We start from the raw sequence: 16848 nt of genomic DNA on the forward strand, positions 1-16848 counted from the left end.
GGGATCCCGACGCATTCCCGGGGTTTCGCCCATTCCCGGGGTTTCGACGCATTCCCGGCGCGGGAGACTCCCGCACAACGCCCCAGCCCCGGAGGTGGCCATGGGCCCCGACAACCGAACCCCGCCACCGCGCCCGGTCGTGAAGCGGACGGCGCGGGCGATCCTGCTGGAGCTGGACCCGGACGATCCGTACGGCCCGGCCTCGATCGTGCTGATCCGGCGGGTCCGGCCGGGCGCGCCGCACCCGTACTGGATCACGCCCGGCGGCGGGGTCGAGCGCGGCGACCGGACGGTGGTCGAGGCGCTGCACCGCGAGGTGGACGAGGAACTCGGCGGCAAGGTCGTGGACGTGGTGCCCGCCTTCGTCGACACCATCAGCCACACGCACCACGACGACGGCACCCTCCTGCACCCGCACGGTGTCAAGGTGCAGCACTTCTTCGTCTGCCGGCTCGCCTCGATGGACCTCAGCCGGCGGCACGGGCCGGAGGTGACGGAGCCGAACGGCGAGTACGAGGTGGTCCGGCTGCCGTTCACCCGCGAGGGGGTCACCTCGGTCAACGTGGTCCCGCCCCGGCTGCGGGCGTACCTGGCGGCCAACATCGAGGGCATCCGCGCGCTGCTCGCGCCCGATCTCGGGTGATCACCCGGCGGCCAGGTCGCCGACCAGGTCGTGCCGGATCCGCTCGGCCGGCACGCCCGCGCGCAGCAGCACCCCGACGCCCCGGCGCACCATCGCGGGCGGCCCGCTGAGCAGCGCGTCGCGGCCCGCCCACGGGCCGAACCGGCCGACCACCTCGGGGAGTTCGCCGGTCAGCGTCCCCAGGGCCGGCCCGTTGCCGCTGCCGGACAGCACCGGGTGCACCGTCAGCCAGGGGTGGACCCGGGCCAGCTCGCGCAGCCCGTCCAGCGCGTACAGCTCGGCGGTGCGGCGGGCGCCGTAGAACACCTCGACCCGGCGGCCGGGCGCGCCGTGCCCGGCGATCTCCTCGACCAGTGCGCGGATCGGCGCGATGCCGGTGCCGCCGCCGAGGCAGAGCAGGTCCGCGCCGCCCGTGCGGTCGACGGTCATCGCGCCGGCCGCCGGGCCCAGCCGCAGCACGTCCCCGGGTGCGGCCCGGTGGACCAGCGCGTTGCTCACCCAGCCCGCCTGGACGGCCTTGACGTGGAAGGTCAGCAGCCCGTCCGGGCGGGGCGCGGCGGCGAAGGAGTAGTGCCGCCAGACCCGCGGCCACCAGGGCGTCTCCAGGCTGGTGTACTGCCCGGCCCGGAACGGGTACGCCTGGTCGGGGCGGACGGTGATCACCGCGACGTCCCGGGTGGGGCGCTCGTGCCGGACCACCTCGCCCTGCCACCAGGGCGGCGAGGTGCGGGCGGCCTCCTCGGCGGCCTCGATCATGATCGAGGAGATCAGCCGGTAGGCGCGCCGCCAGGCCAGCTCCGTGTCGGTGTCCCAGCGCCCGCCCGCGTACCTGGCCAGCGCCTGCACCAGGCACTCGCCCACCGGGGCGTAGTGGCCGGTCAGGGTGCCGTACCGGCGGTGGCCGCGGCCGAGAGCGCCCAGCCTGGCGCGCAGGGCCACCGGGTCCTCGGCGCCGCGGGCGGCGGTGAGCAGGGCACGGAACAGCCGGTCGCGCTGGACGTCCATGGCGGCGGGGAAGAGCGAGCGGACCTCGGGGTGGTGCAGGAAGAGCAACGCGTAGAAGTGTGCGGTGGCCCGGTCGGCCACCGGCTCGACGGCCGCGAGGCTGTCCCGGATCAGCTCGATGTCCCGCGCGGTGAGCGGCAGTTCGACGGCGGGGACGAGGGCCTGTCCGACGCCGGGGTTTGCGGACGGCAGCGCGGCCGGCAGCGCGGACGGCGCCGCGGGGGGTGCGGGCAGTGCGGCCACGGGCGTCGCCGGAGGCTGCCCGGCCGGGGTCGGCGCGGCCCAGGCGTCGCTCCAACTGTCCCCAGGTCCGGCCCAGTTGAGTCCGGGCGCGTCGGCGAACAGCGGGCGGAAGGCGGGCGAGCTGCCGGTGACCGAGACCGCCTCCGGGTAGCTCGGCGCCGGATGGTCCGGCGCCGGGAAGCTCGACCCGGGCGAGCCCGGCGCGGGGACGGTCGGCGGCTCGGACGGCATCGCCGGGATCACCGGGCGGAGGTGCTCCGCCCCACGAGCGTCCGGCGCCGGCGGAAGGACGGCCGCGGGCGCGCCCGCCGGCGGCACCGGCGGCAACGTCAGCACCGGAGGCACCGGCGGCGTCGGCAGCACCGGTGGCAGGTCCGGCGGGTCCAGTGGCATCGGCGGCCGGACGGCCCGCGTCTGCGACGGCGCCTGCGGCACCGGAGTCCCCTCGGGCGGGAGCTCCGGCAGGCCCGGGACGGAGGCGGCCCCCGCCGAGCCGTGCCCGGTGCGGACCAGAAGTGTTCTGCGGGACTTCACCGCTACGTTTCGAGTACCCAAGAGAATCGTTTCGCCTCCGGCCGGCCCACGCCACCACCTGGCTTGTCTCTGTTGACGCCTAGGCAGCGTGGCACGCCCGAAGTGCTCATCCGACAAATCACGCGAAGCCCGGACACCCGGCCCGGGAACGCGCTACTCTCACTCGATCGCGGTTGCCCTGAGTGGCCCCCCGTCCACCCAGGGCAACCGTCGTCACTCGGCGGCGCGGCTCCTCAGAGCTGCCGCAGCAGCATCCCCGGCTGCTCCACGCAGTCCGCGACGAACCGCAGGAAACCGCCCGCCGTTCCGCCGTCGCAGACCCGGTGGTCGAAGGTGAACGACAGCTGCGTCACCTCGCGCACCGCCAACTCCCCGCCGTGCACCCAGGGTTTGGCGACGATCCGGCCCACCCCGAGCATCGCCGCCTCGGGGTGGTTGAGGATCGGGGTGGAACCGTCCACCCCGAACACCCCGTAGTTGTTCAGCGTGAAGGTGCCGCCGGTCAGCTCGGCCGGGGTGAGCGCGCCGCTGCGCGCCGCCTCGGTCAACCGGCCCAGCTCCTCGCCGAGCTGCTCGGTGCTCCGGGCCTGCGCGTCCCGCACCACCGGGACGACCAGGCCGCGCTCGCCCTGTGCGGCGAAGCCCAGGTGCACCGCCGAGTGCCGGACGATTCCCGAACCGTCCTCGGTCACCGAGGAGTTGAGCTCGGGGAAGCGCGCCAGCGCGACCGTGCAGATCCGCGCCAGCAGAGCCAGCACGCTCACCTTCGGGCCCGGAATCGCGTTCAACTGCCGCCGCAGTGCCATCAGTTCGGTGGCGTCGGCATCCACCCAGCAGGTCGCCGCCGGAATCTCCCGGTGGCTGCGGCTGAGCTTCTCGGCCACCGCCTTGCGCAGCCCGCGCAGCGGGACGACGCCCTCCGGCACCGCGGTCGCGGCGGGCCGGGCGGCGACGACCGGAGCGGCCACCTTGGCCGCGACCGCCCGTTCGACGTCCGCCCGCATGATCAGCCCGTCCGGTCCGCTGCCGGTGAGCGCGGCCAGGTCGACGCCCTGCTCCCGGGCCAGCCGCCGCACCAACGGCGAGATCACCGGCACCACGACCGGCGCGGCCGGAGCCGGAGCTGCGGCCGGAGCCGGAGCCGGAGCCGCCGCAGGCGCCGTCACCGCCGGAGCGGCCACCGGAGCAGCCCCCGCAGCGGCCACGCCGACCCGGCGCCGCCGACCGCCCTTCCCGGTCTCCGCGACGCCGTACCCGACCAGCGGCCGCTCGACCTCGGCGGAGGCCGCGGGAGCGCGCCCGGCACCCGAACCGGCCGAACCCGCCGACCCGGCGGAACCCACCGGCTCGTCGGAGGCACCGCCCGGCGCCGCCACCGCGACCGTCACCAGCGGAGCGCCCACGGCGATCTCCTCGCCCTCCTCGCCGTACCGCGCGGTGACCACCCCGCCGTACGGGCAGGGCACCTCCACCACGGCCTTGGCGGTCTCCACCTCCACCACCGGCTGGTCGACGGCGATCACCTCGCCGACCTCGACCATCCAGCGCACGACCTCCGCCCCGGTGAGTCCCTCACCGAGGTCGGGCAGCCGGAACTCCCGCACGACGGGCATCATGCTCAGTCCTCCCACTGCAGCCGGGCGACCGCGTCCAGGATCCGGTCCACCCCGGGCAGGTGGTGGTGCTCCAGCATCGGCGGCGGGTACGGGATGTCGAAGCCGGTGACCCGCAGCACAGGAGCGGCCAGGTGGTGGAAGCAGCGCTCGGTGACCCGTGCGGCGATCTCCGCGCCGGTGCCGCCGAAGCCGGTCGCCTCGTGCACCACCACGGCCCGGCCGATCGAGCGCACGACCCGGCAGACCGTCTCGTCGTCGAACGGCACCAGGGTGCGCAGGTCCAGCACCGCGAGGTCCCAGCCCTCGGCCTTCGCCGTCTCGGCCGCCTCCAGGCAGACCGGCAGCGAGGGGCCGTAGGTGATCAGCACGGCGGACGTCCCGGTGCGCCGCAGCACGGCCCGGCCGATCGGCTCGACCGGCGCCGCCGGGTCGAGCTCGGCCTTGCCCCAGTAGAGCCGCTTGGGCTCCAGGAACACCACCGGGTCGTCGGAGGCGATCGAGGCGCGCAGCAGCCCGTACGCGTCGGCGACCGTCGCGGGCGTGACCACGTGCAGGCCGGGGGTGCTGGTGTAGTACGCCTCGGAGGCGTCACTGTGGTGCTCGACGCCGCCGATGCCGCCGCCGTACGGGACGCGGACGGTGATCGGCAGCGGCAGCTTGCCCGCCGTGCGGTTGCGCATCTTGGCGACGTGCGAGAACAGCTGCTCCAGCGCCGGGTAGGCGAAGGCGTCGAACTGCATCTCGACCACCGGGCGCAGCCCGTACATCGCCATGCCGATCGCGGTGCCGAGGATGCCGGCCTCGGCCAGCGGGGTGTCCAGGCAGCGGTCCGGGCCGAACTCGGCGGTCAGCCCGTCGGTGATCCGGAAGACGCCGCCGAGCGCGCCGACGTCCTCGCCGAGGACGTGCACCGCGGGGTCCTCGCGCATGGCGTCCCGCAGCGCGGAGTTGAGTGCCTGCGCCATGGAGGCGGTGCGCACGGGGGTGGCCGTCTGACTCATCAGTGCTGCACCTCGGCCTCGGCGGCCAGCTCGGCGGACAACTGGGCGGCCTGCTCCCGCAGCTGCGGGGTCGGCTCGGCGTAGACGTGGGCGAACAGCGCCAACGGGTCGAGCTCCGGGTCGGCGTGGAACTCGGCCCGCATCCGGGCCGCCAGCGCCTCCGCCTCGTCCGCGGCCTCCTGCACCAGCCGGTCGTCCAGCACGCCGAGTTCGCGCAGCGCGCGCTCCATCAGCAGGATCGGGTCGTGCTCCCGCCAGGCGTCCACCTCGGGCTCGGTGCGGTAGCGGGTCGCGTCGTCGGCGTTGGTGTGCGCCTCGATCCGGTAGGTCAGCGCCTCGACCAGGGTCGGGCCGCCGCCGGTGCGGGCCCGCTCGACCGCCTCGGCCAGCACGGAGTGCACGGCGGGGGCGTCGTTGCCGTCCACCAGCCGGCCCGGCATGCCGTAGCCGACGGCCTTGTGGGCCAGGCTGGGCGCGGCGGACTGCGCGCTGAGCGGGACGGAGATCGCGTAGCCGTTGTTCTGCACCAGGAAGACCACCGGCGCGTTGAGCACGGCCGCGAAGTTCAGCGCCTCGTGGAAGTCGCCCTCGCTGGTGCCGCCGTCGCCGAGCATCGCCAGCGCGACGGCCGGCTCGCCGCTCAGCCGGGCGGCGTGCGCCAGCCCGACGGCGTGCGGGGCCTGGGTGGCGAGCGGGGTGCAGAGCGGGGCGGTGCGGGTGGCGCGCGGGTCGTAGCCGGTGTGGGCGTTGCCGCGCAGCAGGGTCAGCGCCTCCAGCGGGTCCACGCCGCGGGAGACCACGGCGAGGGTGTCGCGGTAGCTGGGGAACAGCCAGTCGCGGTCGCGGAGCACCAGCGCGGCGGCGACCTGGCAGGCCTCCTGGCCGGTGGACGCCGGGTAGACGGCGAGGCGGCCCTGCTTGGTCAGGGTGGTCGCCTGCTGGTTGTAGCGGCGGCCGACGACCAGGCGTCGGTAGAGCTCGCGCAGCAGTGCCGGGTCGTACTTCTCCAGCGCGGGGGTGCCGAGCACCCGGACGGGGGAGAGGTCCGGGAGTAGGGGGGCCGGGTCGGTGCGCGGGGCGGTGGCCCCGGGCGACCAGCCGGGCACGAACGGGTGGTGTCTGTGGTCGAGAACGGTCATCTCGGGGCACCTCCAGGAGTGGCGGGGGCTCCCTACCGATTGTTCGGTCGTCTGTTCATCTTGACCAGAAGCGTGACAAGGTGGTGGACATTCGGCCTGCGGAGCGGTCGACTGGTGGCAGTGTGTCCAATCGGTGAGGGTGGGGGGTCATGTCGGCTGAACAGATGTCCAGACTCGACCGGGTCGACCGTTCGATCCTGCGGCTGCTGCAGCAGGACGGTCGCGCCTCGATCCGCTCGGTCGCCGAGCGGGTGCACGTGTCCCGGGCCAACGCGTACGCCCGGATCTCCAGGATGGTCGAGGACGGCATCATCCGCGGCTTCACCGCCCGGGTGGACCACGAACGGGCCGGTCAGGCCGCGTCCGCGTACATCACGCTGAAGATCGTCCAGAACTCCTGGCGCACGGTCCGCGAGCAGCTGCTGGAGCTGCCCGGGGTGGCGCACATCGCGCTGGTCGGCGGGGACTTCGACGTCCTGCTGCTGGTGCACACCGCCGACAACCGGACCCTGCGGGAGCTCGTGCTCAACCGCATCCAGTCCATCCCCCAGGTGCTCGGCACCCGCACCATGCTGGTCTTCGAGGAGACCGACCAGGTCCCCCCTGACCCGCAGACCCCCTGACGCCCCCGACGCCCCCTGCCCGGCCCCCGGGCGACGACCGGCTACCGCGCCCGCAGCCCGTCGAAGGCCAGGTGCACCACCGCGTCCGCGACCCCGTCGGCGGCCTTGAGCCCCGGCCGGTACCACTCCACGATCGAGTTGATCATCCCGAACAGCAGCCGGGTGGCCAGCCGGGGCTCCACGTCCGCCCGCAGCGCGCCGTCCGCGACCGCCGCCCGCAGCAGCTCCGCGACCTGGTGGTCGAAGTCCCGGCGCCGCTCCAGCGCCCACAGCTCGGTGGCCGTGTTGCCCCGCACCCGCAGCAGCAGCGTCACGTACGGCAGCTCCGCCAGCAGCACCTCCGCGGTGCGCCGCACCACGTGCTCCAGCCGCTCCACCGCCGGGCCCTCCACCGCCGCCGGCTCGACCAGGATCGCGAACAGCCCGTCCAGCGCCCGCCCGACGGCCAGCCGCAGCAACTCCTCCTTGCCGCGCACGTGGTGGTAGATGGAGGACTTGGAGATCCCGGCCGCCCGGGACAGGTCCTCCATCGAGGTGCCGTCGTAGCCGCGCTCGTTGAAGACGTCGACGGTCACCGCGAGCAGTGACTCCACGGTGTAGGCGGTGCGCGTGGTGTGATCGGCCATCCTCCGAGTATCCCCGGCCGCCCCGGGCGGTACGCGATCGGGTCCCTCTGGTCCACACCACCCGCGCGGCCGGGCCCACCCCGGCCAGGAGGCCCAGGCCCTAGACTCTCCGGACGATCCGTCCACGTGCAGAGCAGGCTGGGGTCCACGGCTGATGAACGCAATACCGGCAGTCGCCTCCGACGTGCCCGAGCAGCGCAGCGGGGATCCGGAGCACTCGCGCACCTGGCAGGAGCGCGCCCGCGCGCTGGTGGTCCGCTTCGGACCGGCCGTGTGGTGCTACGCGGTGCTCAAGCTGGTCGGCTTCACCGTGTTCATGAAGCTGCTCTCCTTCGCCGGCGACTACGCCAGGAAGCCGGCCCGGTTCGGCGGCGGCGCCAACCCGTGGGACGTCCTGGCCAGCTGGGACGGCTGGTGGTACCAGCAGGTGGCCCAGTTCGGCTACCACCCGGCGCTGGTCCCGGTCGCGGGGACGGAGGGCATGAGCGTCGAGCAGAACTCGGCCGCCTTCTTCCCGCTCTACCCGGGCCTGATGCGGATGACCTCGGACGTCACCGGCCTCGGCCTGTACGGCGCCGGGATGCTGGTCTCCGTGGTGGCGTCGCTGCTCGCCGCCGCCGGCATCTACGCCGTGGTGGAGAAGCTGTCCGGGGACGTCCGGGCGGGCGTGATCGCGGCCGGGATCTGGGCGATCGCACCGGGCTCGGGCGCCGAGTGGGCGGTCTACTCGGACTCCACCTTCGTCGCGCTGGCCGCCTGGGCCTGCTACTGCGTGATGACCAAGCAGTGGGTCGCGGCCGGGGTGATCACCCTGGTCGCCGGGCTCAACCGGCCGACCGCGGCGGCCCTGATCGGCGCCGTGGGCCTGGCCGCCCTGGTCGAGCTGTACCGGCGGGACAGCGGCGTGCTGCGCCCGCTGACCGCGATGCTGCTGGCCCCGATCGGCCTGCTCGGCTACGTCGGCTGGGTGGGCTGGCGGATGGGCGAGTGGGGCGGCTACTTCCGGCTGCAGCACGACGCCTGGCTGCACTACTTCGACGGCGGCCAGGGCACCTGGCACGCGGTCCGCGGCGTCCTGCTGGGCCGCAACGACTACCCCTTCGCCTTCCCGGTGCCGGACCTCCTGGCGACCCTGATCGTGCTCACCCTGCCGGTGCTGATCACGCTGATGATCCGGCTGCGCCCACCGCTGGTGCTGACCGCCTACACCCTGGCCACGATCGTCTCGGTGCTCGGCAGCCTCGGCATCTTCGGCAACACCTCGCGCTACCTGCTGCCCGCGTTCCCGCTGCTCATCGCGCTGGCGCTCGGCATGCGCAAGCTGAGCTGGCCGGTGCTGGCCGCCGTGCTGGGCACCGGTGCGATCGCCTCCGGCTGGTACGGCGGGTACGTGCTGTTCGAGCTGGGCGTGCCGTAGAGCCGGTCCACCCGAGCCCCGGAGGGCGCGTCCGCCACGGACGCGCCCTCCGTCCGTTCCGGCGGATTCCCACCCCTGCACCCTCTTGAGCCGACCGATCGTTCGGTTACTCTGTGACGTGTCCCGTCCTCCCCTCTGAGGAGCGCACAGATGTCCGCAGCGGTCACCCACCCCCTCGTCAGCGAGCTCGTCGAGCGCCACCAGGCCACCCTGGACGCCGCGCTCGCCGCCGCCGCCAAGCGCGACTACTGGTCGCCCTACCCCGAGTTCCCCAAGGCGTACGGCGAGAGCGGCCCGGCGGACGGCAAGGCCGCCTTCGACGCCCTGCTCGGCAAGCCCTTCGCCCTGGCGGGCCACCCCACCGACGGCGACCAGGTCGGCGGCGAGGCCTCCCCGTACGGCGTCGAGCTGGGCATCACCTACCCGCACGCCGACCCGGACGCGCTGATCGGCGCGCTCACCGCCGCCCGCCCCGGCTGGGCCGCCGCCTCCCCGCTGGAGCGCGCCGCCGTCTGCCTGGAGATCCTGCACCGGATCAACGCCGCCTCCCACGAGTTCGCGCAGGCCGTCATGCACACCACCGGCCAGGCCTACGGCATGGCCTTCCAGGCCGGCGGCCCGCACGCCCAGGACCGCGGCCTGGAGGCCGTCGCCTACGCGTACGCCGAGCAGACCCGGCTGCCGCGGCAGGCCGACTGGACCAAGCCGCAGGGCAAGCGCGACCCGCTGGTGATGACCAAGGAGTTCACCGTCGTCCCGCGCGGCCTCGCGCTGCTGATCGGCTGCAACACCTTCCCGACCTGGAACGGCTACCCCGGCCTGTTCGCCTCCCTCGCCACCGGCAACCCGGTGCTGGTCAAGCCCCACCCCCGGGCCGTGCTGCCGCTCGCGCTGACCGTCCGGACCGCCCGCGAGGTGCTCGCCGAGGCCGGCTACGACCCCAACCTGGTCTGCCTGGCCGCCGAGCACGAGGGTGGAACCGTCGCCGCGGCCCTCGCGGTCCGCCCCGAGATCAAGATGATCGACTACACCGGCTCCACCAGCTTCGGCGACTGGCTGGAGGAGAACGCCAAGCAGGCCCAGGTGTACACCGAGAAGGCCGGCGTCAACGCGGTCGTCATCGACTCCACCGACGACTACAAGGGCATGCTGTCCAACCTGGCCTTCGCGCTCTCGCTCTACAGCGGCCAGATGTGCACCACCCCGCAGAACGTGCTGATCCCGCGCGGCGGCATCAGCACCGACCAGGGCGACAAGACCTACGACGAGGTGGTCGCCGACCTCGCCGGCGCGATCGAGGGCCTGCTCTCCGACGACGCCCGCGCCGCCGCCATCCTCGGCGCCGTGGTCAACCCCGGTGTGCTGCAGCGCTCGGCCGCCGCGGCCGGCGGAGAGTACGGCGAACTCGCCCTCGCCCCGCGCGCGGTGACCTCGCCCGACTTCCCCGGCGCGACCGTCCGCACCCCCGCCCTGGTCAAGCTGAACGCCGACAAGCCGGACGACCGCTCGGTCTTCCGCAGCGAGTGCTTCGGCCCGGTCTCCTTCGCCGTCGCCGTCGAATCCACCGCCGCCGGCATCGAGCTGCTGCGCACCACCGTCCGCGAGAAGGGCGCCATGACGGCCTCCGGCTACACCACATCCCCCGAGGTGGAGGCGCTGCTGGTCGAGGCCGCGCTGGACTCCGGCGTCTCCCTCTCGCTCAACCTGACCGGCGGCGTCTACCCCAACCAGACCGCCGCCTTCTCCGACCTGCACGGCACCGGCGCCAACCCGGCTGCCAACTCCGCCTACTGCGACGGCGCGTTCGTCGCCAACCGGTTCCGCACGGTCGAGATCCGCCGGCACAGCTGAGCGTTCGTACCGGCACACCACCCCTCCCGGGCCCCGGCGGTCATCGACCGCCGGGGCCCGGCGGTTCACAGCTCCCGCCGGGCCCGCGATGATGGAGGCTGGGAGAGCGCCGGGAACGGCGTCCAACCACCCTCCGAACACCGGGAGCTGAATACATGGCCGTGAAGCCGACGACCGAAACCGACGTCCTGATCGTCGGCGCCGGACCCACCGGACTGCTGCTGGCCGGCGACCTCGCCGCCGCCGGCGTCGGCGTCACCGTGCTGGAGAAGCGGGCCGCCGAGTCCAACCTCACCCGGGCCTTCGCCGTGCACGCCCGCAGCCTGGAGCAACTGGACGCCCGCGGCCTGGCCGAGGAGCTGATCGCCACCGGCCGCCCGCTCGGCTCGCTGAAGATGTTCGACCGCTTCCGCATCGACCTCGGCGCGCTGCAGACCCGCTTCCCGTTCGTCCTGATCACCCCGCAGTACAACGTCGAACGGCTGCTCCTGGACCGCGCGGAGAAGGCCGGCGCGACCCTGCTGCGCGGCGCCGAGGTCACCGGGCTGCGCCAGGACGCCGACGGCGTGACGCTGGAGACCGCCGACGGGCACACCCACCGCGCCGCGTACGCGGTCGGCACCGACGGCGTCCACTCCGCCGTCCGCGACCTGCTCGGCATCCCGTTCCCCGGCGAATCGGTCGTCGACTCCGTGGTGCTGGCCGACGTCCGGCTGGAGCGCGAGCCCAGCGACGCGATCACCGTCGGCGCCAACGAGACCGGGTTCGCCTTCATCGCCCCGTTCGGCGACGGCTGGTTCCGGATCATCGCCTGGGACCGCAACGAGCGCTTCCAGGACGGCACCGTCCCCACCACCGAGCAGCTCACCGCCCTCACCTCGGCCATCCTCGGCGAGGACTACGGCCTGCACGACGTGCGCTGGAGCTCGACCTTCCACAGCGACGAGCGCCAGGCCCCCAACTACCGCTCCGGCCGGGTCTTCCTGGCCGGCGACGCCGCCCACTGCCACTCCCCGGCCGGCGGCCAGGGCATGAACACCGGCCTCCAGGACGCCGCCAACCTCTCCTGGAAGCTCGCCGCCGCCGTCGGCGGCCACGCCACCGACGCCCTGCTGGACACCTACCAGACCGAGCGGCACCCGGTCGGGAAGACGGTGCTGCGCACCTCCGGCGCGCTGATCCGGCTCGCCCTCGCCGAGTCCGCCCCCACCCGCGCCCTGCGCGGGGCGCTCACCGCACTGGGCAACCACCTCGACCCGGTCACCGGGCGCGGCGCCCGGCTGGTCTCCGGCATCGGCATCTCCTACCCGGCGCCCAAGGACGCCCACCCGCAGGTCGGCAAGCGCGTCCCGGACCTGCGACTGACCGCCCTCAGCAAGCCCGTCGAGGGCACCCCGGCCGCGCCCGAGCGGCTCTACGAGGCGCTGCGCGCCGGACGGTTCGTCCTCGTCAGCAACGACGAGCTCGTCGCCGCCGAACCGTGGGCCGACCGCATGGTCTCCGCCGCCCCCGCGGACCCGCACGGCAAGCTGCGCGACACCGTCCTGCTGATCCGCCCGGACGGCTACGTCGCCTGGGCCGCCGTCGACCCCGGCCAGGGCGAACTGCGCGCCGCGCTCACCACCTGGCTCGGCAACCCGGCCTGACCCCCGTTCGGGCGGGCGCCCCACGCCCCGCGCCCGCCCGAACCGGCCTCACCGCAACCCCGCCACGACCGTCCCGGGCCCGTGCAGCGGCCGCCGCCCGGCCCGACCCATCGTTCGGTCGTCCGTTAACCCCGCGCCTTCTCGTAGTGCCGCGCCGCCTTCGCCCGATTCCCGCACACCGCCATCCGGCACCACCTCCGGCGCCCGTTCTGCGAGGCGTCGAAGAAATGCAGAATGCACGCCTCGTGCGCGCACTGCTTCACCCGCTGCGCCCCCTGCCCGAGCAGCGTGAGGAAGTCGTCCGCGGCCAGCCAGGGCGCCAGCCACTGCGGCCGGTCGACCTCGACCCGGTCCTCGGCCCCGCCCGGTCCGGCCGTCCGCCGGATCCGCCCGTGCGCCAGCACCGCGTCCAGTCCCTCCCGCGCCGCAGTGCTCAACTCGCCCTGCCCGTGGGCGTCCTGGGCGGCCAACCCGATCGCATCGCGGACCTGGCGGATCGCCGCCAGCCCGGCGTCGTCGGCCTCACAACGGGCGCTCAGCCCGGCGGAGGAGAGCCAGATCCCGTACCCCTCGACCCCGGTGAGCAGGTCGTTGACGGGCGTTCCGGCCCAGCGCGTGTTGAGCAGGTCGAGCGCGAGCGGCTCGCCGATCAGCGGTCGCGGGTCCCTCGGGTCCGCCTTCACGTCAGTCATCGTTCTCCCTCGGCTCCGTCCGATTCTACGTCCGCGTCCCGCCGCACGAATTGGTATGGACCGACTCCTGAATTCCGCTCATTCACTGTATGGATTCCGCGAGTTTCCCGGCCTCCACACTTGACTGTTTTTTAGCAACGAATTGCTTGATCATGAGCCACTTCGCACACCGGTTCTGTCATGTTCGAGCCAGCGTTCTCGACCCCGGAACGCCTGGCCCCTTGCCGGCCCCCACAGCCGGCCGGAGGAGGATCCGTTGCGCCCCCGCACCCTTGCCCTTGCCGCGGCGATAGCCGTCCTGCCGCTGACCGCCGTCTCGCTCGGCGTCTCCGCCGCGCAGGCCGCCACCCCCAACGCCGCCCCCCGCGTCGCCCTGCCGAACACCGTGAACCCCGCGGTGGCCCACTCGGAGAAGAAGGGCGACGTCCCCGCCGAGCAGCAGATCTCGGTGGCCGTCAGCCTGAAGCTGCGTGACACCGACGCCCTGGACCGCTTCCTCACCGCGGTCGCCACCCCGGGCACCCCGGAGTTCGGCAAGTACCTGACGCCGGAGCAGTTCACCGCCCGGTTCGGCCCGACCCAGGCCGACGTCGAGCAGGTCAAGGCCTACCTGGCCCAGCAGGGCCTGACCGTTTCGGACGTGAGCGCCAACCGCCAGATCGTCAACGCCCGTGGCACCGCCGCGCAGGTCTCGCAGGCCTTCGGCACCCACGAGAGCGCGTACGTGGACCCGCAGATGCAGCGCTCGTTCTTCGCCAACGACGCCGCCGCCTCGATCCCGTCCTCGCTGGCCGCCGTGGTCCAGGGCGTCAGCGGCCTGGACAACCACCCGGTCCGCAAGACCCACCTGGTCAAGCCGGGCTCGCTCAGCCCGAACGCCGCCACCGCGGGCCCGACCGGAATGTCCCCGGCCCAGTACACCGGCGCGTACAACCTGAACAAGACCGGCGCCGACGGCACCGGCGTGACGGTCGCGCTGTGGGAGTTCGACGGCTACAGCAAGTCCAACCTGACCACCTACGACTCGCAGTTCGGCCTGACCGGCCCGGCCGTCTCCACGGTCTCGGTGGACGGCGCCAACTACGACTCCAAGCCCGGCGAGGGCCAGGGCGAGGTCGAGCTGGACAGCGAGATCATCCGCGGTGCCGCACCCAAGGCCACCCAGCTGCTGTACGAGGCCCCGAACAGCGACCAGGGCGAGATCGACATGGCCAACAAGATCGTGGCCGACAACCGCGCCTCGGTCATCTCGATCTCCTGGGGCTCCTGCGAGCCGGACACCACCCCCGCCTCGATGACGGCCGTCGACAACGCCTTCAAGCAGGCCGCCGCCCAGGGCATCTCGATCTTCTCCGCCTCCGGTGACGACGGCTCGCGCGACTGCACCCGCTCCACCAGCGGCTCGACCGTCAAGGCGGTCGACTTCCCGGCCTCCAGCCCGCACCAGACCGGTGTCGGCGGCACCAACCTCAAGGTCGGCAGCGGCAACACCTACTCCTCGGAGAGCGCCTGGAGCACCGCCGGCGGCGGCGTCTCCACCGTGTTCAGCAAGCCGAGCTGGCAGACCGGCACCGGCGTCAGCGGCACCATGCGCACCGTCCCGGACGTCGCCTCCAACGCCGACCCGCAGAGCGGCTTCTCGATCTACACGGCCGGGGGCTGGCAGGTCTACGGCGGCACCAGCGCGGCCGCGCCGCTCTGGTCCGGCTACGCGGCCCAGTTCAACCAGAAGGCCAAGGCCGCCGGGCAGCCGGTCCTCGGCGAGGCGAGCCCGCGGCTGTACTCGGTCGCGAACAGCAGCAACTACGGCAGCACCTTCCACGACGTGACCACCGGCGCCAACCAGGACTTCTCCACGAAGACCGGCTACGACCAGGTCACCGGCTGGGGCTCCCCGGTCGCCGACGCCCTGACCACCGCCCTGCTCGGCGGTGGCGGCACCACCCCGCCGCCCACCGGCGGCTGCACCGCGGCCCAGCTGGTCGGCAACGGCGGCTTCGAGACCGGCAGCGCCGCCCCGTGGACCACCTCCAGCGGTGTCGTCGACAACAGCTCCTCCGAGGCGGCCCACGCGGGCTCCTGGAAGGCCTGGATGAACGGCTACGGCTCGACCCACACCGACACCGTGTCGCAGACCGTCTCGATCCCGGCCGGCTGCACCTCCGCGAAGCTGACCTTCTGGCTGCACATCGACACCGCGGAGTCCGGCTCCACCGCGTACGACAAGCTGACCGTCCAGGCCAACAGCACCACGCTGGCGACCTACTCCAACGTGAACGCCGCCGCCGGGTACGTGCAGCGCACCCTGGACCTGACCTCCTTCGCCGGCCAGACCGTGACCATCAAGTTCACCGGCACCGAGGACTCGTCCCAGCAGACCAGCTTCGTGATCGACGACGTCGCCCTGAACGTCAACTGACCACCGCTGACGATCACCGCACCCGGTCACCGGGCGGCGACGCCCGGTGACCACCGGGAGCAGCAGTAGCACCGCACAGCAGCACCGAGACCCCCGCCGGGGCGGCGCCGAGAGGGCCCGCCCCGGCGGTGTCGCGTCCGCCGGACCGACCCGGACCGGGGACTCCGGTAAGGGCGGTGTTTCCGGAGTGTTTCAAGATCGCTAACCATTCGGTCGACCTGCCGTGACCACTGTCATACGCACGACTGATGACGTAGCCTCTCGACCGTGCATAGGGTTCCCCAAAGCTCGGTGAAGCCGCTGGCGGCGCGCCCCGGCGTCGGCCCGGTGCCACCGAACTCACCTGGTGGGGAGGGTCACCGCATGGCCGCACAGCAGCCTCAGGACGCCGCGCGACTGCGGCTGGTCGGGTCGCACACGGAGCGCCCCGGGCCTCCCGCACCCGCACCGGCCCCGGCACCGGCACCGCCCGCCGCCCGGCTCGCCCCGGTCGGCGGCTTCGCGGACACCCTGCACCTGGCGATCGAGGCCAGCGGCCTCAGCCTGGACCGGATCCGCGCGGCCCTCGCCCAACGCGGCGTCAGGGTCAGCGTCACGACGTTGAGTTACTGGCGGCGCGGCCGCAGCCAGCCCGAGCGGGCCAGCTCGCTGCGCGCCGTCCACCTGCTGGAGGAGCTGCTCGGGCTGCCGCACAGCGCGCTCTCCTCCCTGCTCGGCCCGCCCCGCCCGCGCGGCCGCTGGGCCGCCGCGGCCAACACCCTGCACCTCGGGCTGGAGGACGTCTGGCCGGGCGAGCAGGAGATCGCCAACATCTTCGCCGAGCTGGACGCCCCGCCGGCCGGCGAGCTGGAGCGCCTGAGCATCCACGACTCCTACTACGTGGACGCCGAGCGGCGCGGCAACCTGCTGCGGATGCGCCAGGTGGTGCGCGCCACCGTCGGCGGCGTCGGCCGCTGCCTGGTGGTGCACATGGCCGACGAGGAGGCGGCCGGCTGCCCGGAGATCACCTCGGTGCGGCACGGCCGGCTGGGCCGGGTGCGCCGCCGCCCGGAGGCCGGGCTGACCGTGGCCGAGCTGATGCTGGACCGCCCGCTCGGGCTCGGTGACAGCACCGTCTTCGAGTACGAGGTGGAGATCCCGCCGGGCGGTCCGACCCTGGAGTACAGCCGCCGCTTCGCCACCACGGTGCGCGAGTACGTGCTCCAGGTGCACTTCGACCCGGCCGCCGTCCCGGCGCACTGCGAGCGCTACGACCGCGAGCCGGGCGCCGACGTCGACCACCGGCGCGAGCAGCTCTGGATCGGCGCCTCGGCCAGCGCCCACGTCCTGGCCCCGGACCAGCAGCCGGGCCACATCGGCATCCGGTGGGAGTGGGCGTAGCCCCGCCCGCCCC

The 16848-nt window shown here is 73.7% G+C and carries 13 protein-coding genes; 7 read left to right on the forward strand and 6 right to left on the reverse strand.

The window, feature by feature from the left end:
- Positions 1-100: 100 nt before the first annotated feature.
- On the forward strand, positions 101-643 hold the full coding sequence (locus ACZ7KX_RS09835) for an NUDIX domain-containing protein (protein ID WP_350523653.1): 543 nt from the start codon (positions 101-103) through the stop codon (positions 641-643).
- On the opposite strand, the gene ACZ7KX_RS09840 is transcribed toward ACZ7KX_RS09835, so the two are convergent.
- From ACZ7KX_RS09840 to pdhA, 4 genes are all read right to left on the reverse strand, one after another.
- Positions 644-2122 (reverse strand): globin domain-containing protein, encoded by a 1479-nt coding sequence (locus tag ACZ7KX_RS09840; RefSeq protein WP_470326044.1) that lies wholly within the window; start codon positions 2120-2122, stop codon positions 644-646. It abuts the gene before it with no gap.
- Between the two features lie 536 nt (positions 2123-2658).
- Positions 2659-4038, reverse strand: coding sequence for a dihydrolipoamide acetyltransferase family protein (locus ACZ7KX_RS09845; RefSeq protein ID WP_470326300.1), 1380 nt, complete (start codon positions 4036-4038; stop codon positions 2659-2661).
- Between the two features lie 5 nt (positions 4039-4043).
- Positions 4044-5042, reverse strand: a complete 999-nt coding sequence (locus ACZ7KX_RS09850) for an alpha-ketoacid dehydrogenase subunit beta (RefSeq protein ID WP_470326045.1) — start codon at positions 5040-5042, stop codon at positions 4044-4046.
- The gene (gene pdhA, locus ACZ7KX_RS09855) at positions 5042-6181 is read right to left on the reverse strand and encodes a pyruvate dehydrogenase (acetyl-transferring) E1 component subunit alpha (protein ID WP_470326046.1); all 1140 of its coding nucleotides are present in this window, start codon (positions 6179-6181) and stop codon (positions 5042-5044) included. The genes ACZ7KX_RS09850 and pdhA overlap by 1 nt, the downstream gene beginning before the upstream one ends.
- 164 nt (positions 6182-6345) lie before the next feature.
- Between pdhA and ACZ7KX_RS09860 the strand changes: the two genes are divergently transcribed.
- Positions 6346-6804, forward strand: coding sequence for an Lrp/AsnC family transcriptional regulator (locus ACZ7KX_RS09860; protein ID WP_396551035.1), 459 nt, complete (start codon positions 6346-6348; stop codon positions 6802-6804).
- A gap of 41 nt (positions 6805-6845) precedes the next feature.
- Here the strand turns inward: ACZ7KX_RS09860 and ACZ7KX_RS09865 are convergent, their stop codons facing one another.
- The gene (locus ACZ7KX_RS09865; RefSeq protein ID WP_350523648.1) at positions 6846-7430 is read right to left on the reverse strand and encodes a TetR/AcrR family transcriptional regulator; all 585 of its coding nucleotides are present in this window, start codon (positions 7428-7430) and stop codon (positions 6846-6848) included.
- Between the two features lie 154 nt (positions 7431-7584).
- Between ACZ7KX_RS09865 and ACZ7KX_RS09870 the strand changes: the two genes are divergently transcribed.
- The 3 genes from ACZ7KX_RS09870 (at position 7585) to ACZ7KX_RS09880 (ending at position 12344) form a co-directional block, all read left to right on the forward strand.
- Positions 7585-8847 (forward strand): hypothetical protein, encoded by a 1263-nt coding sequence (locus tag ACZ7KX_RS09870; RefSeq protein ID WP_470326047.1) that lies wholly within the window; start codon positions 7585-7587, stop codon positions 8845-8847.
- Between the two features lie 150 nt (positions 8848-8997).
- Complete coding sequence (paaN, locus tag ACZ7KX_RS09875) at positions 8998-10698, forward strand: phenylacetic acid degradation protein PaaN (protein WP_470326048.1); 1701 nt, start codon at positions 8998-9000, stop codon at positions 10696-10698.
- Between the two features lie 155 nt (positions 10699-10853).
- On the forward strand, positions 10854-12344 hold the full coding sequence (locus tag ACZ7KX_RS09880; protein WP_470326049.1) for an FAD-dependent monooxygenase: 1491 nt from the start codon (positions 10854-10856) through the stop codon (positions 12342-12344).
- Positions 12345-12469: 125 nt separating this feature from the next.
- On the opposite strand, the gene ACZ7KX_RS09885 is transcribed toward ACZ7KX_RS09880, so the two are convergent.
- Complete coding sequence (locus tag ACZ7KX_RS09885; RefSeq protein WP_470326050.1) at positions 12470-13036, reverse strand: CGNR zinc finger domain-containing protein; 567 nt, start codon at positions 13034-13036, stop codon at positions 12470-12472.
- Positions 13037-13292: 256 nt separating this feature from the next.
- On the opposite strand from ACZ7KX_RS09885, the gene ACZ7KX_RS09890 reads away from it, so the two are divergent.
- Positions 13293-15455 carry a S53 family peptidase gene (locus ACZ7KX_RS09890; RefSeq protein WP_470326051.1) on the forward strand — a complete coding sequence of 721 codons (2163 nt, stop codon included), beginning with the start codon at positions 13293-13295 and terminating at the stop codon, positions 15453-15455.
- A gap of 363 nt (positions 15456-15818) precedes the next feature.
- Entirely contained in the window at positions 15819-16835 is a 1017-nt protein-coding gene (locus tag ACZ7KX_RS09895; protein WP_396551022.1) for an XRE family transcriptional regulator, read from the forward strand.
- Positions 16836-16848: the final 13 nt, after the last annotated feature.

This window comes from Kitasatospora sp. NPDC038210 (genome assembly GCF_055600605.1).